A 22,008-nucleotide genomic window follows, 5' to 3' on the forward strand; every position below is an offset into this window, starting at 1 on the left:
CTGTGTTGCCGTTATGATGCGGAGGGATGGCTTAAAAGAAAAACTGATTATATCGTTAGAACAAATCTGAATAAGTGGTAAGGACGGGGATGAAAGCGGATAAAGGAGGAAAGGGCGCGGTGAAATCAGTGTTCGCGGCGCCTTATCAGGTTAAATCACCATACCCAGAATTTGCAGCGTGCTTTGCTGTGAGGCGGTGACAAACGGGATATCTTTGATGTGCTGCATGCCAAAGGCTTCCCAGAACTTACGCGCACGCACGTTCTCGGCCATCACTTCCAGCCACATGTAACCTTCCTGCTTCTCACGGGCTTCATTGATGATGCTTTGAAACATGATTTTGCCGAAGTTTTTCCCGGTTTGATCGGGATTCAGGTAGAGCTTATTCAGCATGGCGCCGGTCATACCGGAATCAGGCACTGGCGTATTCCAGGTGACTTTAGCAAAACCCACTGGGTGGTCGGTCTCTGCGATCAGCCAGCTCTCATTTTCTGCTGCGAGGCTGCTCTGCAGCACCGTCAGACCGTATTCTTTATCGATAAACGCATCCATCTCGTCGGTGGAAACCCACATATGTTTAAAATGCGCGCTGTAGGTCATGCGTCCCAGTTGGTGAAGCAGTTCCGCGTCCTCGGCCTGAGCCTTGCGTATGGTGAAATTCATATCTGATGTCCTGTTATCCATCCCTGTTGATGTTCGTGCAGCCGAACGTTCCATCACTGATTTTTCAGCAGGTTACTTTAACAGGGAGGTGGGGTATTCACGATCCTAAACGCAGGGTTTCGGCGCGCTTGGCGGTGTCATAAACGTATTGCAGCATCGGCTCTAAATCGGCATCCGGCCCGGAGCTGATAATTTTGCCACGCAGCCACTCAATTTCGCTGGTGATGTCGGGGTGGAAAATGGTGTTGTTCTGCGCGTTACGCAGCCATTTCAGCAGAAAATTATTCTTGCCGCGTACGCCAGCGGGTTTGCGCGTTTTTGCATTGATCTTCAGTGCGACCAAAATGCAGTAATAGAAGTGAACGCGCTGACTGTAGCTCTGGGGGATCATCGGCTGTTACCCACCATGACATCGCTAAAGTGTGAACTTGATCGGATTTTCATCGTCCTGAATGCCTGCCTTAAAGCGCCATTTGGCGCAGATATGGGCCTTTATCGGCCTTTTTTCCGCCTTAAATTGCACGGTAACCGCACCATAAGCCAATCGGCGGCGCGGATGCAAGTGAGGAAAATCTGGTAAATGCGGTGTCATCAGGGAAAGGCGGTCAGGCAAAATTCAGCCTCGTTAAAAAGCGAAGCGTAATAAAAGGAAAGGGTGCGATTTTTTGAAGTCACAAACACCTGAAACCGACACTTTTCTCACACAAAAACCCGCTGTGCCTGGCAAAACTGTGATCTCCGTCTAGACTTAACGCTGACGATGTTCGCAGTCAGGTTGCTGTGTTGGCAATAAAGTTGTGAGTTTGTGGAGTGTTACCTATTGTAGTCCCCCGTTTTTGGCCCAACCTCCTCGCCTCAGTCCAGACATCGGACTAAAACACCCAGCCTGACTTCGAACATCCTGTTACAGCCTAATGAACAGGAGGAGACGTGACCCCTGCGGTTAATCAGAACAGCACCTTGCCGTCACTCAGCGGCGGTCTTTATGCCTTCTTTTTTGATGTCGACGGCACGCTAGCGACTATTGAATCGCAACCCGAGTCGGTTTCCATCCCCGCATCGGTGCGCCAGCATTTGCAACAAATCTCCAATCTGAGTCATGGTGCTCTGGCGCTGGTATCGGGCCGTCCGATTGCGCAACTGGATGCGCTGGTTGCGCCACTGGAAGCGCCCGCTGCTGGCGTGCATGGTGCGGAACGTCGTGATGCCAGTGGGCGCGTGCATCGGCACTCGCTGCCTGGCGACATTGCGCAAACGCTTCAAACCGAACTGCAGCAGACGCTCGACCAGTGGCCAGGCACCCTGCTGGAAGTGAAAGGCATGGCGTTTGCGCTGCACTTTCGCAACGCGCCCGAGTACGAAAAATCCATCATGCAACTGGCGGAAGACGCCGTAACGCGCTTTCCTGCGCTGGCGCTACAGCCGGGTAAGTGCGTGGTGGAACTCAAACCGCAGGGCATCGATAAAGGTGCTGCGGTACGTGAATTTATGCAAGAAGCCCCCTTTATAGGCCGGATTCCGGTCTTCGTGGGCGACGATCTGACCGATGAAAAAGGATTTCTCGCCGTTAACGCCATGCAGGGCATTTCAGTCAAGGTCGGAGAAGGCGCCAGCCATGCGCACTACCGTCTCGACAGTGTTGAGGCGGTATGGCACTGGCTGGCGCAACTATTATTACAACTAGAACATGACATCGTCGGTAAGGAGTCAAGGTTATGAGTCGTTTAGTCGTGGTATCTAACCGTATCGCCATTCCGGATGGAGGCAAAGCCAGCGCGGGTGGTCTTGCGGTGGGCATTTTGGACGCGTTACGCACCACCGGAGGCTTGTGGTTTGGCTGGAACGGAGAAATCTGTGAATTCTCTGGCGAGGAAGAGGATGAGTCACTTTCGCAAGTTGAACAGGATGGCATTACGTATGCCTCAATGCCGCTCAATCAGAACGATTACGATCAGTACTACTGCCAGTTCTCTAATACCGTTATCTGGCCGGCCTTCCACTATCGTCTGGATTTAGTGCAGTATCAGCGCGAAGCCTGGGATGGCTATTGCCGAGTCAACACCTTGCTGGCCCAGCGCCTGAAGCCGCTGCTGCAACCTGACGATGTGTTGTGGATCCATGATTACCATCTGCTGCCGTTTGCGGCCGAGTTGCGCAAACTGGGCGTTAACAATCGTATCGGCTTCTTCCTGCATATCCCGTTCCCGACGCCGGAGATCTTCAATGCGCTGCCACCGCATCAGACGCTGCTGGAGATGCTGTGCGATTATGACCTGCTGGGTTTCCAGACTGAGTCCGATCGCGTGGCCTTCCTCGATAGCCTGAGCCAGCTGACGCAGTTGCAGAATAAAGGTGAAAAGAAACACCGCGCCTTTGGCAATACCTTTATGACCGATGTGTATCCGATTGGTATCGAGCCGGACAGCATTAAAGAGATGGCCGAGGGACATTTGCCACCGAAGATGGCGGCGATGAAACGTGAGCTGGGCGATGTGCAAAATATCATTGCCAGCGAGCGACTGGATTATTCCAAAGGCTTGCCGGAACGTTTTCTGGCTTATGAGGCACTGCTGGAGAATTTCCCGCACCATCGCGGCAAAATCCGTTATTCACAAATTGCGCCGACGTCGCGTGGCGATGTGCAGGCCTATCAGGATATTCGTCATCAATTAGAGACGGAAGCGGGGCGCATTAACGGTAAGTACGGCACGCTCGGCTGGACACCGCTCTACTATCTGAACCAGCACTTTGATCGCCGCCTGTTAATGAAAATCTTCCGCTTAACCGATGTGGGTCTGGTCACGCCACTGCGTGACGGTATGAACCTGGTGGCGAAAGAGTATGTGGCCGCGCAGGACCCGGACGATCCGGGCGTGCTGGTATTGTCACGCTTTGCCGGGGCGGCGAACGAGCTGACATCGGCACTGATCGTGAATCCTTACGATCGTGATGAAGTGGCTGCGGCACTCGACCGAGCGCTCACTATGCCACGCACAGAGCGTATCTCGCGCTACAACGACATGATGGCAGTGTTGCGCAAGCAAGATATTACCCAATGGCGTGAGAGCTTCCTGCGTGATTTGAATGGATTGCCAGCTCGTAGCGCCGATCATGGTATGGCCAACAAAGTCGCCACCTTCCCTAAACTCGCTTAACTCTGCTTCCCGGTGCGCAACTCTGCGCACCGTTTTCACTGTCCATCCTAAACCTGCGAAATCGTTTTCATTTCCTTATGGGGTAACTGCCTGACGTGGCAGCTAAAACCGCACATTTTGGTTAAAAAGCGTGCAATTGATCCCGGAAAAAGCTTTTTTTTCATGTCAGCCCTAAAGGTTTGGTTGGTCAGGCCGATAGTTATCTCAAATCAATACGTAAAATCTTCAATTCATTCACATCCCTAATGTAACGCTCTGTTACATCCACTGCCGTTCGCTAAACACTCCCTACAAAGCCCTGACAGTTCCCAGGCGCGCTGCGTCCAGTCTTCACGCTTATCTATCATCATGGTGGTAGTGCCTTTCAGCAATATTCCCTGTAAGTGATTAATTTAGAAGCAAATAGTTTTCGCTTAAATCAGCATATTATGCTGCCTATTGAATATGATGTGGTCATATATCGCCGTTTAAAACCAACTCAGCAGATAAAAGATCGCGTTGTCATGACAATCGCCCGCAGAGGCTAAAGAGGCGGATTTTAGAGTGAAATATTAGCGAAACAATTAAAAATCGCTCAAAAAACGCACAACAGAAAAGCAATCCTGAAGGTTCCAGGAAAAAATTTGCCTTAAAAGTGTGATGCAGATCACACTTTATCTAAAATTTCGCTCCACTCACGTTGTATGTCGATATCAGACGATATAGATTTGCCTTGTTTTCGGATTAGTCTTAAAAAACTGTAAGCAGACGTCACGGAAGATGGTTACAACTCGATAAAAGAATGGCCTGGAGTTTTGACTACTACTGATCAGTGTCCCGGCGGGAAGTGAAACAGTTCAGTACACGTTGGCTTTGCCTGATTATTTTTTGCCATCTTTAGATTTACCAACCAGCAGCCCGAACCATAGAAATTTAAATTCTGTGGCCGTATATGTGTCGCGTCTATCAGGATGGAAAAAAATGGGTACATCAGAATTACTAAAACATATATATGACATCAATCTGTCATATTTGCTTCTTGCTCAGCGTTTAATTAACCAGGAAAAAGCTTCAGCAATGTTTCGTTTAGGCATCGATGAATCGATGGCCGATGCATTGTCGCAATTAACCTTACCTGAGATGGTAAAATTAGCGGAAACCAACCAGTTGGTTTGCCAGTTCCGCTTTACCGATCACAACCACATTAATCGTTTGACTCAAGAATCACGCGTGGATGATTTGCAGCAAATCCACACCGGCATTTTATTATCCAGCCGTTTATTGCGCAGCGCGTCAAAAGATGACGTCTCCGCGAAGAAGAGGGCGGTGTAATGACCGAAAAAAGTATTGTTCAGGAAGCGCGCGATATTCAGCTGGCCATGGAGCTGATTACGTTGGGCGCACGACTGCAGATGCTGGAAAGTGAAACCCAGCTGAGCCGTGGTCGCCTGATTAAACTGTACAAAGAGCTGCGTGGTGCACCACCACCGAAAGGCATGCTGCCATTCTCGACTGATTGGTTCATGACCTGGGAACAAAACATTCACTCATCCATGTTCTGTAATGCCTGGCAGTTCTTGCTGAAAACCGGGTTGAGCAATGGTGTTGATGCAGTGATCAAAGCCTATCGCTTGTATCTTGAGCAGTGTCCGCAATCGGACGAGGGCCCGCTGTTGGCGCTAACGCGTGCATGGACCCTGGTGCGATTCGTTGAAAGCGGCATGCTGGAATTGTCTGACTGTAAATGCTGTGGCGGGAGCTTTATTAACCATGCTCATCAGCCTGTTGGCAGCTTTGTTTGCAGCCTGTGCCAGCCGCCATCACGTGCCGTAAAAAGACGTAAACTTTCTGCAGATTCTGCCGATACCTTTCCACAACTGCTGGATGAACAGGTTAAACGCGCCGTTTAAGTTTGTTCGCATCGTGGAAAACATCCAGCAGCGGCTTAGCCCGCTGCTTTTTTTTTGCCCACGATTTACGAATAACACCTGCGGCTCTCTGGCTTAACTTCTACCAACACGTTACGGACGTAAGGATTTTTTGTGCTGATTATTCTGGGTTATATCGTGGTCGTCGGCTCCGTGTTGGGCGGCTATATGATGGTCGGTGGCCATCTGGGGGCGCTTTATCAACCTGCAGAGCTGATTATTATCGGCGGTGCGGGTATTGGTGCTTTTTTAGTGGGCAACAATGGCAAGTCGATCAAGAAAACATTAAAAGCCTTGCCAATGTTAATGCGCGGCTCGAAATATAACAAAGCTGTATACATGGATTTAATGGCGCTGCTGTATCGCCTGATGGCGAAATCACGTCAGCAGGGCATGCTCTCTTTAGAACGCGACATTGAAGACCCCAGCCAGAGTGAAATTTTTGCTAACTATCCGCGTATTTTGGCCGATAAACAGTTGGTGGATTTTATTACCGATTATTTACGTCTAATGGTCAGCGGAAATATGAACGCATTCGAAATCGAAGCCCTGATGGATGAAGAGATTGAAACCTACGAACACGAATGCGAAGTACCAGCACAAAGCATATCGGCAGTGGGTGACGGCTTACCCGCCTTCGGTATCGTCGCCGCGGTAATGGGCGTCGTGCATGCACTGGCATCGGCCGATCGCCCGGCAGCAGAGTTAGGCGCCCTGGTGGCACACGCCATGGTGGGAACCTTCCTCGGTATCTTGCTGGCTTATGGCTTTATCTCGCCACTGGCATCGGTGCTGCGTCAGAAGTGTGCTGAAACCACCAAAATGATGCAGTGCGTCAAGGTGACCTTGCTCTCCAGCCTGAATGGTTACGCGCCGCAAATCGCCGTGGAGTTTGGCCGTAAGACCCTGTATTCCGCTGAGCGTCCGTCGTTCTCCGAGCTGGAAGAGCACGTGCGTAACGCGAAAAACCCTGCGAAACAAACCTCGGATCAGAACTCATGAAGGCAGGCAATCGCCCCATTGTGCTGGTTAAAAAGCGCAAACATAAAGGTCATCATGGCAGCCACGGTTCGTGGAAGATTGCCTATGCCGACTTTATGACGGCGATGATGGCGTTCTTTATGGTGATGTGGCTGCTCTCGATTTCCAGCCCGAAAGAGTTGATTCAGATTGCAGAATACTTCCGTACGCCGCTGAAGGTCGCCCTGACCGGCGGCCAGCGCAGCAGCGACAGCGAAAGCCCGATCCCTGGCGGCGGCGATGACCCGACGCGTAAAGACGGTGAAGTGAAGAAAGTGGTCGATATGGATGCGCAAAAGAAAAAGCTGGAGGAGATTCGCCTGAATCGCCTGCGCGAGAAGTTGGATCAGCTGATTGAAGCCGATCCACGTTTGAGAGCACTGCGTCCGCATCTGATCATCAACATGGTGGAAGAGGGGCTGCGCATTCAGATTATTGATAGCCAGAACCGCCCGATGTTCAAAACCGGTAGCGCAGAAGTGGAGCCGTACATGCGTGACATCCTGCGCGCCATTGCGCCGGTGCTGAACGATATCCCGAACAAAATCAGTCTCGCTGGGCATACCGATGATTTCCAGTATGCGTCTGGCGATCGTGGCTACAGCAACTGGGAGTTATCAGCAGATCGCGCCAATGCTTCACGTCGCGAACTGGTGATCGGCGGCCTGGACGCAGGGAAAATGCTGCGTGTGGTGGGCATGGCTGACACCATGAAGTTAAAGAATCGTGGTTCGAACGATGCTGTAAACCGTCGTATCAGTCTGCTGGTGTTGAACCATGACACCCAGGCTGCGATTGAGAAAGAGAACTCTGAGAGCGATGCCGCGCAGATAACTGACCCGGCACAAATTATTCCCGACATTACCGCACCGACCGGTCCCGCTGCATCTGCTGCACCCGCAAGTTCTACCGCGACTCCGGCTTCGCCGGCCAGTACGGTCGTCCCTGCACCAGCAGCGCAGCCAGCGGCAGGCGCGGTGACACCAGACCAACCCTCACAGCCGAGGTGATCCCGTGAGCATGGACATCAGCGATTTTTACCAGACGTTTTTCGATGAAGCCGATGAGCTGTTAGCGGATATGGAGCAACACCTGTTGGGATTGGATCCCCAGGAGCCCGATTCCGAGCAGTTGAATGCCATCTTCCGCGCCGCCCACTCCATTAAGGGCGGAGCCGGTACGTTTGGCTTTACGGTTTTACAGGAAACCACCCACATCCTGGAAAACATTCTGGATGGTGCGCGCCGCGGCGAAATGCAGCTCAGCACCAACATCATCAACCTGTTTTTGGAAACCAAAGATATTATGCAAGAACAGCTCGATGCCTATAAAACGGCGCAGGAACCCAACGCAGAAAACTTCAAATATATCTGCGAAGCACTGCGTCAGCTGGCGCTGGAAGCCAAAGGAATCGCACCAGAACCGGCGAAAGTGGCCGATGTGGTCGATATCGCAGCGGCCCCGGCAGCGGCAGCGGGTTTACGCCTGCAACTGGTCGATTTGAAAGAGAAAGAGCCGGAACTGATGCTGGAGGAGCTGGGCAATCTCGGCACCGTCTCCAACGTGGTGAAAGGTACTAACTCGTTAGAAGTGACCATTGATGGCGTCGGCAAAGACGACATCGTTGCGGTGCTCTGTTTTGTGCTTGATGAATCACAGATTCAGTTCCCGGAAGGCGCGGCAGCTCCAGCAGCAGCACCTGCCGAGCCAGCAGCTGTTGAAGCCGCAGCGCCGGTGCAAACGGCCACCGTGACGGATATTACTCCGCCAGCCAAACGCGAAGCGAAACGTGCGGCAGCGCCGGCCAAAGTCAGCGAATCCAGCAGTATTCGCGTGGCGGTTGAGAAGGTCGATCAGCTGATCAACCTGGTGGGTGAGTTGGTGATCACCCAATCGATGCTGGCACAGCGTTCTGGCGAACTGGATCCCGTGGCGCACGGCGACCTGCTGAACAGCATGGGCCAGCTGGAGCGTAACGCGCGTGACCTGCAAGAGTCGGTGATGTCGATTCGTATGATGCCGATGGAGTATGTGTTTAGCCGCTTCCCGCGTCTGGTACGCGATCTGGCCAGCAAGCTGGGCAAAGAGGTGGAGCTGACGCTGCTGGGTAGCTCAACCGAACTGGATAAGAGCCTGATCGAGCGCATTATCGATCCGTTAACACACCTGGTGCGTAACAGCCTTGACCACGGTATCGAAACGCCAGAGAAGCGTCTGGCTTCGAGCAAAACCGCAGTGGGCAACCTGACGCTGTCAGCGGAACATCAGGGCGGCAACATCTGCATCGAAGTGATCGATGACGGTGCCGGTCTGAACCGTGAACGTATTCTGGCGAAAGCCCTGTCCTCTGGCCTGCCGGTCAGCGAAAGCATGAGCGATGAAGAAGTCGGCATGCTGATCTTCGCACCGGGCTTCTCAACGGCGGAACAGGTCACGGACGTGTCCGGCCGTGGCGTGGGCATGGACGTGGTGAAACGTAACATTCAGGAGATGGGCGGTCACGTCGAAATCTCCTCGAAGCAGGGTAAAGGCACCACCATTCGCATCCTGCTGCCACTGACGCTGGCGATCCTTGATGGCATGTCAGTGCGCGTGGCGGATGAGGTGTTCATTCTGCCGCTGAATGCGGTGATGGAATCCCTGCAGCCGACCGCTGAAGAGCTGAAACCGCTGGCGGGTGGCGAGCGCGTACTGGAAGTGCGTGGCGAGTATCTGCCGCTGGTTGAGCTGTGGAATGTGTTTGATGTGCAGAATGCGAAAACCGATGCCACACAGGGCATCGTGGTAATTCTGCAAAGCGCAGGCCGTCGTTATGCACTGTTGGTGGATCAGTTGATTGGCCAGCATCAGGTGGTCGTGAAGAACCTGGAAAGTAACTACCGCAAAGTGCCGGGCATTTCTGCCGCCACCATCCTCGGCGATGGTAGCGTGGCGCTGATTGTGGATGTTTCTGCACTGCAATCGTTGAACCGTGAAAAGCGTGTGGCCGGTGCCGCAGCGTAATAGATAAATAAAGGGCAAAAAAATGACTGACATGGCAACCGTGACCAAAATCGCTGGCGAAACCGTGGGCCAGGAATTCTTAGTATTCACCCTGGGTGACGAAGAGTACGGCATCGACATTCTGAAAGTGCAGGAGATCCGTGGTTACGATCAGGTAACGCGTATCGCTAACACCCCAGAGTTCATCAAGGGTGTGACTAACCTGCGCGGCGTGATCGTGCCGATCATCGATCTGCGCGTGAAGTTCGCGCAGCTGGATGTGGAATACAACGAAAACACCGTGGTGATCGTGCTGAATCTTGAGCACCGCGTAGTGGGTATCGTGGTGGATGGCGTGTCTGACGTGTTGTCCCTGATGCAGGAACAGATTCGTCCGGCTCCAGAGTTCGCAGTCACCATGTCCACCGAGTATCTGACCGGCCTCGGCGCGCTGGGCGATCGTATGCTGATTCTGGTCGACATCGAGAAGCTGCTAAGCAGCGAAGAGATGGCGCTGGTGGATACGCTGCGCAGCGCGTAAGCGCATAAAACGGGCCGCTACACGGCGGCCCGTTATCATCACTTGTGTAAATTAATTCATTGTAATTAAACAATAATTTCCCACTATTCTTCGCATTCCCCCCTCAATAATTCCGGTCATTGGTCGATAACTGCTCTGCATTATTTTCTTCTTTTTCCAGGGCAAACTATGTTTACGAGAATCCGCGTTGTAACCAGCCTGTTGCTGGTGCTTTTCATCTTTGGCTTTCTGCAACTGGCATCCGGCTCACTGTTCTTCAGAGCACTGAGTGATGACAAAAACAGTTTTAATATTTCACAACTGGCCAGTAAAAATACCGCCGCTATTAATGATGCTTATATGAGCCTCAACCAAAGCCGTGTGGTGTTGACGCGTATTCAGCTGCGTATGGCCACCAGCAAACTGAATGGCTCAGAGCCGGACATCGCCGGGCTTTATAACGACAGCAAGGCGTTTCAGAAAACGGCAGCGGATAACTATCAACTGTTCAAAACGACCCCTGATACACCGGGACAGGATGTCGTACTCAATCAGCATCTTGATGGAACTTACACTGCCTATGCTAACGCGTTGAGTCAGATGCAGGACGCACTGCTGGCAAACGATTTAGTTCAGGCCGGCAAAGTACCCGTGGCGCCGAGCCAGAGTGCTTTCCTGAAAGATTACAGCCAATGGCGAACCGATCAGGATCGCTTAACGGCGCAGGGTGTGGCAGAAAACCTGGCGGCTTATCAACGCATGATGTGGCTGCTGGGCGTGGTGATGGTAGTGGTGATTGGCGTGATTGCGCTGTGCTGGTTTGGCCTGCGTAAGATCTTAATTAAACCGCTCAACGACAACATTCAGCATATCCAGCATATCGCGCAGGGCGACCTGACGCAGACCATTGCCATTGAAGGCCGCAACGAGATGAGCCAACTGGCGAGCAGTCTGCATGAGATGCAGCAGTCTCTGGTGCGCACCGTCAGTAATGTACGCGACGGTTCCGACGCCATCTTCACCGGCGCCAGTGAAATTTCGGCGGGTAACAACGATCTCTCCGCCCGCACGGAAGAGCAGGCCGCCTCGCTGGAACAGACGGCAGCCAGCATGGAACAGCTCACCGCCACAGTGAAACAGAACGCAGAAAACGCGCGTCAGGCATCACAACTGGCGCTGAGTGCCTCTGAAACCGCGCAGAAGGGCGGCAACGTGGTGGAAGGCGTGGTGCGTACCATGAGCGACATTTCCGGAAGTTCGAAGAAGATTGCCGACATCATCAGCGTGATCGATGGTATCGCTTTCCAGACCAACATTCTGGCGTTGAACGCGGCGGTTGAAGCGGCGCGTGCCGGTGAACAGGGCCGTGGTTTTGCCGTGGTGGCCGGTGAAGTGCGCAGTCTGGCACAGCGCAGTGCGCAGGCGGCAAAAGAGATTAAGGGTCTGATTGAAGACTCCGTCAATCGCGTTAACAGCGGTTCACAGCTGGTGGGCACCGCCGGTGAAACCATGAGTGAGATCGTCAGTGCGGTTACCCGCGTCACCGATATCATGGGCGAAATTGCCTCAGCATCTGATGAGCAGAGTCGCGGGATCGATCAGGTCGGACAGGCAGTGACCGAAATGGACCGCGTGACCCAGCAAAACGCCTCGCTGGTGGAAGAGTCTGCTGCGGCAGCGGCTTCGCTGGAAGAGCAGGCCAGCCGCCTGAGCCAGTCGGTGGCGGTGTTCCGTGTGCCACGTGGCGCACAGTCCACAGTGGCCAGTGCGGGCGTGCGTCATCCACAGATTGCACCGCCGGTGTTGAGTGCGCCACGTAAAGCCGTCACGGCGCCGGTCAGCGACAGCAACTGGGAAACGTTTTAATCCTCTGTAAGGTCGTGCGCTAGCGCGTCCGTAATATCTTTTATTCCAGTAACATCAATGCGCTTTTATCGCTCAACCGATAAAGGCGCATTTTTTTTAATGACAATTTCTTTAGTTATAAAACACTGTAAAGAAAGTTATTGGCAGAATTATATTTCGTAAAATCCGTTAAAGCCCCTCAAAATTTAACAACAGCGGTCGATAACAGCGGGAGCCGAAACGCCTTATTCTTTGGAGAACCCATGTTAAAACGAATCAATGTTGTCACCAGCCTGATCGCAGTCTTGCTGGTCTTTGGTGCTTTGCAGTTAATTTCCGGCGGATTGTTCTGGTCTGCCTTACAAAAAGATAAAGAAGCTTTTGCGGTGGCGCAAACCTCCACCAACAACGTCGGCGCGATGTCCGATGCCTGGATTGAACTCAACCAGACCCGTACCGTATTGAACCGCGCGATGCTGCGCATGCAGGGTACTGCAGCCGCACAAGCGAATGGCGGCCAGCTGCAGGCGTTGATTGCGCAGACTGAAAAACAGTTGGATGTTGCGGCGGGTCATTATCAGCGTTATTACGATCTGCCGGGCACGCCAGGTTTGCCGGAGGCGTTGCGCGATCGACTGGAAACCGATTACGCCGCCTTCAATGATGGCCTGAAAGCGATGCTGGAACGTTTGAAAGCCAACGATCTGCAGGGCATGTTTGCGCAGAATATTGAAGCCAAACAGGTGAAGATGAAAGCCACCTATGCGGAATGGCGCACGGCGCAGAGTGCGCTGGCGGAGAAAGGCGTGGCGCAAAACCAGCAAGCGTTCCATATGATGATGTGGCTGCTGGTGGTGGTGGCGCTGGTGGTGGTATTCGTGATTATCGGCTGCTGGTTTGGTCTGCGTACCGTGCTGATCCAGCCACTGCATCAGCTACTGGGCCATATCCGCCATATCGCTTCTGGCGACCTGACGCAGCATATTGCCGTGGAAGGACGTAACGAGATGAGCCAACTGGCGGCCAGCCTGCATGAGATGCAGCAGTCGCTGGTGCGTACCGTCAGCAACGTGCGTGACGGTTCTGATGCCATCTTTACCGGCGCGAGCGAAATCTCGGCGGGCAACAACGATCTCTCCGCCCGTACTGAAGAGCAGGCGGCTTCGCTGGAACAGACGGCGGCCAGCATGGAGCAGCTGACAGCGACCGTGAAGCAGAATGCCGAGAATGCCCGTCAGGCTTCTCAGCTGGCGCTCAGCGCTTCTGATACCGCACGCAAAGGCGGTGAAGTGGTGGATGGCGTGGTGCGCACCATGAGTGATATCGCTGGCAGTTCGAAGAAAATCGCCGATATCATCAGCGTGATCGATGGCATTGCCTTCCAGACCAATATTCTGGCACTGAACGCTGCAGTTGAAGCCGCGCGTGCCGGTGAACAGGGTCGTGGCTTTGCGGTGGTGGCCGGTGAAGTGCGTAATCTGGCACAGCGCAGTGCGCAGGCGGCCAAAGAGATTAAGGGTCTGATTGAAGACTCGGTGAATCGAGTAAACAGCGGTTCACAGCTGGTGGGTACTGCCGGTGAAACCATGAATGATATCGTCGGTGCGGTGACGCGCGTGACCGATATCATGGGGGAAATTGCTTCTGCGTCAGATGAGCAGAGTCGCGGTATCGATCAGGTCGGCCAGGCGGTCACCGAGATGGATCGCGTGACCCAGCAGAATGCCTCGCTGGTGGAAGAATCGGCAGCCGCCGCGGCGTCATTGGAAGAGCAGGCCAGCCGTTTGAGCCAGTCAGTGGCGGTATTCCGCGTGCCGCGAGCTTCACAGGCCACTGCTGCAGTGCGTCAGCCACAGAGCGCGCAGCCGGTGCTGAGTGCACCACGCAAAGCCGTAACTGCGCCCGTCAGTGACAGCAACTGGGAGACGTTTTAAGCGTCTTTCGTTCGGGCGCACGCAGGTGCGCCCGAACACCTGTCGGCACACTTTAATTTATCCCTGATCCTCCTTAATTCCCGCTGGTCCAACCCGTCATAGACAACATAAAGATCCCCCCGCAATCGCCGATAACAGGAGCGATCCGCCAACCAATGAGGTGTTTATGTTTAGTCGTATTCGAGTCGTTTCCGGGCTGTTGTGTGTGCTGGCGCTGTTTGCCTTGCTGCAGCTGTTTTCCGGAGGGATGTTTTTTAACACGGTGAAAGCCGATAAAGAGAATTTTGCCTACAACCAGCGTCTCAGCACGCTGCAACGGGCGATGGGCACCTCTTGGGTATCGCTGGTTCAGGCGCGTAACACGCTGAACCGTGCAGGGATCCGCTATTTGCTGGACAGCCAACAGGCTGGCTCAGGCGCAACTGTGAAAGATCTGGTGGCGCTGGCAAGTGAGGAGTTGAAAAACGCTGACCAGGCTTTTGCCGAGTTCAACGCCAATTTGTCTGAGAAAGGCAAAAGTGCAGAGAACGTCAAGGTCCTGCAGGCCAACTACAACGCCTTCCGTGGAGGACTGGCAGAGCTGATTGATTTCCTGGGTAACGGAAACTTCAAAGGTTTTGTCGATCAGCCTACTCAAGGCATGCAGGATAAATTTGAAAAGGATTACACCGCCTGGCTCGGCTACAACATCGTGCTGGCGAAGCAGGGCATTGACGCCAATGAAAGCGCCTATCAGCACTCCATTATGCTGGTGGTCGGCACCTTACTGGTGACTCTGCTGGTGATTGCACTGGTGTGGAGCGGCATGCGTAACGTGCTGATTCGTCCTCTGAAGCAGAGTATCGAACATATTCGTCATATCGCCCGCGGCGACCTGACGCAGCAGATCGATGTCAGCATGCGCAACGAAATGGGCGAATTGCTCAGTTCACTGCAGCACATGCAGCAGGAACTGGCGAACACCGTGCGTACCGTGCGTGATGGCTCTGATGCCATTTACACCGGTGCCAGCGAAATCGCCATGGGTAACAACGATCTCTCTTCACGTACTGAACAGCAGGCCGCTTCCCTGGAAGAGACCGCTGCCAGCATGGAGCAGCTGACTGCGACCGTGAAGCAGAACGCCGAGAATGCCCGTCAGGCTTCTCAGCTGGCGCTCACCGCCTCAGAAACCGCGCAGCACGGCGGCAAAGTGGTGGATGGCGTGGTCACCACCATGAAAGAGATCACCGGCAGCTCGAAGAAAATCGCTGACATCATCAGTGTGATCGATGGCATCGCTTTCCAGACCAACATTCTGGCGCTGAACGCCGCGGTGGAAGCCGCACGTGCGGGCGAACAGGGTCGTGGCTTTGCGGTGGTGGCAGGTGAGGTGCGCAGTCTGGCACAGCGCAGCGCCCAGGCAGCGAAAGAGATCAAAGGTCTGATTGAAGACTCCGTAAGCCGCGTGAATACCGGTTCGGTACTGGTGGAAAGTGCTGGTGAAACCATGACCAACATCGTCAACGCCGTCACTCGCGTCACCGACATCATGGGCGAAATTGCCTCGGCGTCGGATGAACAGAGTCGCGGAATCGACCAGGTTGGCCTGGCGGTGAACGAGATGGATCAGGTGACACAGCAGAACGCCGCGCTGGTGGAAGAGTCAGCCACGGCGGCTGCGGCACTGGAGGATCAGGCCAGTCGACTGAAACAGTCGGTTGCGGTGTTCAATATTGGTAAAGAATTTGTCGCTCAGGCCGTTAACGTATCTACAGCGCCAAAAACTTTGCGTCCAGCCGCAGCAAAATCGCTGGCACAACCCGCAGGTGCACGTAGCGCGGACGATAACTGGGAAACCTTTTAATCCGTGTGGCCGCCGCAAGGCGGCCCAACTGGCAGCACAGCAGTAATCGCAGTATCACAATTTAATCAGTTTGTTGCCGGGTGACCTGACATGAAGAAATCGACGTTATTGGATCAAAGTGAAGCGACCACGCTGCTCTCGCAAATGGTGCAGCGCCTGCCGCTCTCAGATACGCATTTTCGTCGTATCAGCCAGCTGATCTATCAACGCGCGGGCATCGTGCTGGCCGATCACAAGCGGGAGATGGTTTACAACCGCTTAGTGCGCCGTTTACGCACGCTGAATATTGATGATTTTGGTCGTTATCTGGCGTTGCTGGAGCAAGACCAGAACAGTGCAGAGTGGCAGGCGTTTATTAACGCGCTGACCACTAATCTGACCTCATTCTTCCGCGAGGCGCATCACTTCCCGATCCTCGCGGATCATGCGCGTAAGCGCAGTGGCAGTTACAGCGTGTGGAGTACCGCCGCCTCAACCGGCGAAGAGCCGTACTCCATCGCCATGACGCTGGCAGAAACGCTGGGTACCGGACCGGGTAAGTTCCAGGTGCACGCCAGCGACATTGATACACAGGTACTGGAAAAAGCCGTGGCGGGCGTGTATCGCCAGGAAGAGCTGCGCACCTTATCGCAATCGCAGCTGCAACGCTTTTTCCTGCGTGGCACCGGGCCGCATGAAGGCATGGTGCGCGTCCGCTCCGATCTCGCCAGCATGGTGAACTATTCGCAGCTGAATTTACTGGCCAACGACTGGGCGTTGCCGGGTCCGTTCGACGCGATTTTCTGTCGTAACGTGATGATCTATTTCGATAAAGAGACGCAGGAAAAAATCCTGCGCCGTTTCGTTCCCCTGCTGAAGCCCGGCGGTGTGCTGTTCGCTGGACACTCAGAGAACTTCAGCCAGATCAGTAAAGAGTTCTGGCTGCGTGGACAGACAGTCTATGGATTGACCAAGGAAAGACGATGAGCAAAATCACCGTGATGTGCGTGGATGACTCCGCGCTAATGCGACAGTTGATGACGGAGATCATCAACAGCCACGCCGATATGGAGATGGTCGCTACTGCACCGGATCCGTTGGTGGCGCGGGATTTAATCAAGCAATACAACCCACAGGTGCTGACGCTGGATGTCGAAATGCCGCGTATGGATGGCCTCGACTTCCTGGAGAAGTTAATGCGCCTGCGTCCGATGCCAGTGGTGATGGTGTCATCACTGACCGGTAAAGGCTCGGAAGTGACGTTACGCGCGCTGGAGTTGGGCGCTGTTGATTTTGTCACCAAGCCGCAGTTGGGTATTCGTGAAGGCATGCTGGCTTATAGCCAGATGATCGCCGACAAAATTCGCGCAGCGGCACGCGCGAAATTGCATGCGCGCCCGGCCACACCCGCCCCGGTGATGCTGAAAGCTGGCCCGCTGCTGAGTAGTGAGAAGCTGATCGCGATTGGCTCTTCCACCGGCGGTACGGAGGCGATACGCCATGTGCTACAGCCGCTGCCCGCAACCAGCCCGGCGCTGTTGATCACCCAACATATGCCACCAGGCTTTACTCGCTCGTTTGCCGAGCGCCTGAACAAGTTGTGCCAGATCACCGTGAAAGAAGCGGAAGATGGCGAACGTATTTTGCCCGGTCATGCCTATATCGCACCGGGTGCCATGCACATGGAGTTGGGCCGCAGCGGCGCCAACTACGTGGTGAAACTGAATGATGGCCCACCGGTGAACCGTCATAAGCCGTCTGTTGACGTGCTGTTCCGGTCCGTGGCGGTACACGCAGGACGAAATGCCGTGGGTGTCATCCTCACCGGGATGGGTAACGACGGTGCCGCCGGGATGCTGGAAATGCATCGCGCCGGTGCCTGGACCATCGCGCAGGATGAAGCAAGTTGCGTCGTCTTTGGTATGCCGCGCGAAGCGATTGCGATGGGCGGCACCAGTGAAGTAGTCGATTTAGGACACATCAGTCAGCACATGCTGGCAAAAATTAGCGCCGGACAGGCATTGCGAATTTAACGAGCCCGTCCTGCCGGACGAGACAACACAGGAGTAGATATGGCTGATAAAAACATGCGCTTTTTGGTGGTGGATGACTTCAATACGATGCGTCGTATCGTCCGCAACCTGCTGAAAGAGCTGGGATTCAACAACGTTGAAGAAGCAGAGGACGGTGTTGATGCACTGACCAAACTGCGTGCGGGTGGTTTTGATTTCGTGGTATCCGACTGGAACATGCCCAACATGGACGGTCTGGAACTGCTGAAAACCATTCGTGCTGATGCGGCGTTGAGCAAACTGCCGGTGCTAATGGTTACCGCCGAAGCGAAAAAAGAGAACATCATTGCAGCTGCCCAGGCCGGTGCCAGCGGTTACGTAGTGAAGCCGTTCACCGCAGCCACGCTGGAAGAAAAGCTGGGTAAAATTTTCGAAAAACTGGGTATGTAAGGAGATGTGATGAGCGACCTTCCGAAACCAACCGAAGAAGCCTCGGCACACGACATTATTACCCGTATCGGCTCGCTGACGCGTATGTTGCGCGACAGCCTGCGCGAATTGGGGTTAGACCAGGCGATTGCCGAAGCGGCGGAAGCGATTCCGGATGCCCGTGACCGTCTGGATTACGTGGTGCAGATGACGGCGCAAGCGGCAGAACGCGCACTGAACTGTGTTGAAGCCGCGCAGCCACACCAGGACCAAATGGAAGCCAACGCCAACCAGCTGAAAGGCCGTTGGGATGAGTGGTTTGAAAACCCGATTGAGCTGGCGGATGCACGCGAGTTGGTTTCGGATACGCGCGAATTTCTCAGTGATGTGCCGGCGCATACCTCTTACACCAACAAGCAGCTGCTCGAGATCATGATGGCGCAGGATTTCCAGGACCTTACCGGTCAGGTGATCAAGCGCATGATGGATGTGATCCAGGAGATCGAGCGTCAGTTGCTGATGGTGCTGCTGGAGAATATGCCAGAAGCCAACGCTGCCGCGCGTAAAGACGCCAGCAGCCTGTTGAATGGCCCGCAGATCCATGCCAATGCACCCGGCGTGGTGGCGAACCAGGATCAGGTGGATGACTTGCTGGATAGCTTAGGTTTCTAATCAGCACTTAGGGGCGGCGGCGAGTTGGCCGCCCCTGAATTGATGCTCAAAACACTGCGCGTTTTTTTGCCTCTTCAATGCCTGCCACTAACACCTGCACCCCCAACGCTTCAAACGCCGCAATCTGCGCCGGAGTGATCCCGCGATCGGTGATCAAATAATGGATTTTGCTCCAGTCACAGGGCAGGGCAAACATCGACACCTTATCGATTTTGCTGGAGTCTGCCACCACAAACACCGTACTGGCGGAGTTGATCATCGCCATCTTCACTTTGATATCGGTCTCGCTGGGGAAGCTTAACCCGAGGCGCGGTGAAATACAGGCGGTGGCGAGGAACAGCTTTTCGGCCAGCACGTTTTCAAAGAAAGAAGCCGCCTTCTCCCCGGACGTCGAGAGCGTCGGAAACTTAAAGGTGCCGCCCGTCAGCAGGATATTGATCCCCGGTTCACCCCCCAGCTTCAGCGCAATATTCACCGCCGTGGTGATCACCGATAAACGGCGGATGTGACCAATCGCCTCGGCAATCGCCGTGGTGGTGGTGCCGGAATCGAAAATCACCGTATCGCCGTTTTCGACATACTGTGCGGCCAGACGGCCAATCGCTTCTTTTTCATCAAGGTGGGTTTGACGCTCAAGCAATAGCGCGCCGGTATTCTGCTTCCCGGTCATCAGCGTGGCGCCACCGTGATAGCGCTGCACATGTCCGGCTTTTTGTAGCATACGCAAATCGGTGCGGATGGTCGCTTCGGTCAGGCCAAAGGTATCGGTAAGCGCTTTAACCGTGACTGTGCCGTCTTCGCGGATCATCTCCAGGATCTTCTCACGACGCTGCTGCATATCAGCCAGCTGCTCAGTTTTGCTTTTCAATCGAAATGCTCCCTCTTTCCAATCACGGTCTGGTTTTAACCATAAGAAAACCCGTGATGATTTTACTCTGCGTGTTGGGGATTTGCGAGGCGGCTCGCACAAAGATGCATTTTCGAATGAAAATAAGATAAAGCCATGCAATTGATTTTACATACACCCGCCAGCTGTTATTTCTATATCGAAAAACAGGGCATTTTGTTATTTGCTTTAAAAACAGATGGATAAAAATAGTTTTCATCATTTGTATGAAATTTGATCTCACCCACAAACCATTGCGAAACGATAGCTTATATTTTTGTTCGAAAATCAATATTACTGCAAACCTATCCGGCCAGAGATAACCAGAGCCGCTGAACATGCACACAGGAGAAAAAGGATGAGTGGGGAATACGATGTCAACCTGCGCTACGGCGTGAATACCGATCTGGATCTCACCGGCAAAGTCGCGGTGGTGACCGGTGGCCTGGGTGGGATTGCCATGGCCAGTAACACCATGCTGTTAGAAAAAGGTGCACGGCTGGCCCTGCTTTACCCTCCATTCGAAAGCGATCGCGTGGCGGCCGTGCAGGAACAATTTTCTGCCGAACGCGTACTGCTGGTGTGCTGTGACGTGACCGATGCTGACTCAGTAGAGACGGCATTCGACCAGGTTGAACAGCACTACGGCCACATCGATATCCTGGTGAACTGTGCAGGTTATGTGATGTTACAGCCGGTACTGGAAACCGACTTTGCCGAGTGGCAGAAGCAGATCGCCGTCAATCTCACTGGCCCTTTCCTCTGCTCGCAAGCGGCGGGCAAACGCATGGTGCGCGCCGGTAACGGCGGCAAGATCATCAATATCGCCTCGCAAGCCGCTTCCATCGCCATTGATAACCATGTGGCCTATACCTCTGCCAAAGCTGGCCTGCTCGGCATGACCAAAGTGATGGCCAAAGAGTTCGCGCCACACCGCATCAACGTCAATACCTTGTCACCCACCGTGGTGCTGACGCCGATGGGCGAAAAAGCCTGGCGCGGTGAGAAGGGTGAACAGATGAAGAAACTGATTCCGTTAGGACGTTTTGCTTACACCGATGAAATTGCCGCCGCCGTGCTGTTCTTCGCCAGCAACGGCAGCGACATGATCACCGGCGCAGATTTAATGATCGATGGCGGCTTCACCATCTGGTAATGCCGCGCCAGCACCAGTAAGGCCTCAACCCTGCAATAACTACAAAACAATGAGAGAGCACGAACATGAAAAAACGTACCCTGTTGTTCACCGCCATTGCCAGTTGCCTGATCGCCCAATCCAGTTTCGCTGCCGACAAAGGCACCATCATGATTCTGGTGAACTCGCTGGATAACCCTTATTACGCTTCCGAAGCCAAAGGCGCCAACCTCAAAGCGCAACAGCTGGGCTACAAAACCAGTGTGCTGTCGCACGGTGAAGACGTTAAGAAACAAAGCGAGCTGATCGATGCGGCCATCGGTAAAAAAGTGCAGGGCATTGTGCTGGATAACGCCGACTCCACCGCCAGCGTCGCGGCGATCAAAAAAGCCAAAGATGCAGGCATTCCCGTGGTACTGATCAACCGTGAAATCCCGGTGGACGATGTAGCACTGGCGCAGATTACCCACAACAACTTCCAGGCCGGTTCGGATGTGGCCAACGTGTTTGTCGAGAAGATGGGTGAAAAGGGCAGTTATGCCGAGTTGACTTGTAACCTCGCGGACAACAACTGCGTCACCCGTTCGAAATCCTTCCATCAGGTGCTGGATCAGTATCCGGATATGAAATCTGTCGCGCGTCAGGATGCCAAAGGCACCCTGATTGATGGCAAACGCATCATGGACAGCATTTTGCAGGCCCATCCCGATGTGAAAGGCGTGATCTGTGGCAATGGCCCGGTGGCCTTGGGCGCGATAGCGGCACTCAAAGCCGCAGGACGCAATGATGTCACCGTGGTGGGCATCGATGGCAGCAACGACGAACGTGATGCGGTGGAAAAAGGCGATCTGAAAGCCACGGTGATGTTGCAGGCACAGGCTATCGCCGCGCAGGGCGTGACCGATCTCGACAACTTCATCCAGAAAGGGGTGAAGCCAGAGAAGCAGCGCGTGATGTTCCGCGGCATTCTGATCACCCCGGACAATGCCAAAGGCGTGCAGGACTTTAACTACAAGTCGTAAT

Annotated in this window: 20 protein-coding genes; 17 read left to right on the forward strand and 3 right to left on the reverse strand. The window is 53.9% G+C overall.

The features are described from left to right. Nucleotides 1–150: 150 nt before the first annotated feature. On the reverse strand, nt 151–663 hold the full coding sequence (locus tag LBW88_RS02830) for a GNAT family N-acetyltransferase (RefSeq protein ID WP_200571514.1): 513 nt from the start codon (nt 661–663) through the stop codon (nt 151–153). 97 nt (nt 664–760) lie between these two features. Beyond that, nucleotides 761–1,054, reverse strand: a complete 294-nt coding sequence (locus tag LBW88_RS02835) for a hypothetical protein (RefSeq protein ID WP_234465340.1) — start codon at nt 1,052–1,054, stop codon at nt 761–763. Nucleotides 1,055–1,593: 539 nt separating this feature from the next. Here LBW88_RS02835 and otsB point away from each other — a divergent pair. From otsB to cheZ, 15 genes are all read left to right on the forward strand, one after another. Further along, a complete protein-coding gene (gene otsB / locus LBW88_RS02840; protein WP_224928996.1) occupies nt 1,594–2,382 on the forward strand; it encodes a trehalose-phosphatase in 789 nt (262 codons plus the stop codon). Beyond that, nucleotides 2,379–3,818: an alpha,alpha-trehalose-phosphate synthase gene (gene otsA, locus LBW88_RS02845; RefSeq protein WP_224928994.1), complete on the forward strand. Its 1,440-nt coding sequence runs from the start codon at nt 2,379–2,381 to the stop codon at nt 3,816–3,818. Before otsB ends, otsA begins: the two co-directional genes overlap by 4 nt. Before the next feature lie 960 nt (nt 3,819–4,778). Next, nucleotides 4,779–5,129 (forward strand): flagellar transcriptional regulator FlhD, encoded by a 351-nt coding sequence (gene flhD / locus LBW88_RS02850; RefSeq protein WP_064740987.1) that lies wholly within the window; start codon nt 4,779–4,781, stop codon nt 5,127–5,129. Further along, the gene (gene flhC, locus LBW88_RS02855) at nt 5,129–5,707 is read left to right on the forward strand and encodes a flagellar transcriptional regulator FlhC (RefSeq protein ID WP_200571527.1); all 579 of its coding nucleotides are present in this window, start codon (nt 5,129–5,131) and stop codon (nt 5,705–5,707) included. The genes flhD and flhC overlap by 1 nt, the downstream gene beginning before the upstream one ends. 132 nt (nt 5,708–5,839) lie before the next feature. Beyond that, on the forward strand, nt 5,840–6,727 hold the full coding sequence (gene motA / locus LBW88_RS02860) for a flagellar motor stator protein MotA (RefSeq protein WP_100699837.1): 888 nt from the start codon (nt 5,840–5,842) through the stop codon (nt 6,725–6,727). Then, nucleotides 6,724–7,755, forward strand: a complete 1,032-nt coding sequence (gene motB, locus LBW88_RS02865) for a flagellar motor protein MotB (RefSeq protein WP_224928990.1) — start codon at nt 6,724–6,726, stop codon at nt 7,753–7,755. The genes motA and motB overlap by 4 nt, the downstream gene beginning before the upstream one ends. Before the next feature lie 10 nt (nt 7,756–7,765). Then, nucleotides 7,766–9,748 (forward strand): chemotaxis protein CheA, encoded by a 1,983-nt coding sequence (cheA, locus tag LBW88_RS02870; protein WP_224930269.1) that lies wholly within the window; start codon nt 7,766–7,768, stop codon nt 9,746–9,748. A 22-nt stretch (nt 9,749–9,770) separates the two neighbouring features. After that, complete coding sequence (cheW, locus tag LBW88_RS02875) at nt 9,771–10,268, forward strand: chemotaxis protein CheW (protein WP_224928988.1); 498 nt, start codon at nt 9,771–9,773, stop codon at nt 10,266–10,268. A gap of 168 nt (nt 10,269–10,436) precedes the next feature. Beyond that, entirely contained in the window at nt 10,437–12,113 is a 1,677-nt protein-coding gene (locus LBW88_RS02880) for a methyl-accepting chemotaxis protein (RefSeq protein WP_224928984.1), read from the forward strand. 242 nt (nt 12,114–12,355) lie between these two features. Beyond that, nucleotides 12,356–14,026 carry a methyl-accepting chemotaxis protein gene (locus LBW88_RS02885; protein WP_224928981.1) on the forward strand — a complete coding sequence of 557 codons (1,671 nt, stop codon included), beginning with the start codon at nt 12,356–12,358 and terminating at the stop codon, nt 14,024–14,026. Between the two features lie 166 nt (nt 14,027–14,192). After that, nucleotides 14,193–15,872: a methyl-accepting chemotaxis protein gene (locus LBW88_RS02890; protein WP_224928978.1), complete on the forward strand. Its 1,680-nt coding sequence runs from the start codon at nt 14,193–14,195 to the stop codon at nt 15,870–15,872. 90 nt (nt 15,873–15,962) lie between these two features. Next, on the forward strand, nt 15,963–16,838 hold the full coding sequence (gene cheR / locus LBW88_RS02895; protein ID WP_034821825.1) for a protein-glutamate O-methyltransferase CheR: 876 nt from the start codon (nt 15,963–15,965) through the stop codon (nt 16,836–16,838). Continuing rightward, entirely contained in the window at nt 16,835–17,884 is a 1,050-nt protein-coding gene (locus LBW88_RS02900; protein ID WP_224928975.1) for a protein-glutamate methylesterase/protein-glutamine glutaminase, read from the forward strand. The genes cheR and LBW88_RS02900 overlap by 4 nt, the downstream gene beginning before the upstream one ends. 39 nt (nt 17,885–17,923) lie before the next feature. After that, nucleotides 17,924–18,313, forward strand: a complete 390-nt coding sequence (gene cheY / locus LBW88_RS02905) for a chemotaxis response regulator CheY (RefSeq protein WP_224928972.1) — start codon at nt 17,924–17,926, stop codon at nt 18,311–18,313. A gap of 9 nt (nt 18,314–18,322) precedes the next feature. Beyond that, nucleotides 18,323–18,964, forward strand: a complete 642-nt coding sequence (cheZ, locus tag LBW88_RS02910; protein ID WP_224928969.1) for a protein phosphatase CheZ — start codon at nt 18,323–18,325, stop codon at nt 18,962–18,964. A 46-nt stretch (nt 18,965–19,010) separates the two neighbouring features. Here the strand turns inward: cheZ and LBW88_RS02915 are convergent, their stop codons facing one another. Further along, the gene (locus tag LBW88_RS02915; RefSeq protein WP_097119239.1) at nt 19,011–19,832 is read right to left on the reverse strand and encodes a DeoR/GlpR family DNA-binding transcription regulator; all 822 of its coding nucleotides are present in this window, start codon (nt 19,830–19,832) and stop codon (nt 19,011–19,013) included. A gap of 376 nt (nt 19,833–20,208) precedes the next feature. Between LBW88_RS02915 and LBW88_RS02920 the strand changes: the two genes are divergently transcribed. Together LBW88_RS02920 and LBW88_RS02925 are read left to right on the forward strand one after the other, a co-directional pair. Next, entirely contained in the window at nt 20,209–21,006 is a 798-nt protein-coding gene (locus tag LBW88_RS02920; RefSeq protein WP_224928965.1) for a GolD/DthD family dehydrogenase, read from the forward strand. Between the two features lie 65 nt (nt 21,007–21,071). Next, nucleotides 21,072–22,007 (forward strand): D-ribose ABC transporter substrate-binding protein, encoded by a 936-nt coding sequence (locus LBW88_RS02925; RefSeq protein WP_224928961.1) that lies wholly within the window; start codon nt 21,072–21,074, stop codon nt 22,005–22,007. Nucleotide 22,008 lies beyond the last annotated feature (1 nt).

This window comes from Pantoea sp. alder81 (assembly GCF_020179835.1).
GTDB lineage: Bacteria > Pseudomonadota > Gammaproteobacteria > Enterobacterales > Enterobacteriaceae > Pantoea.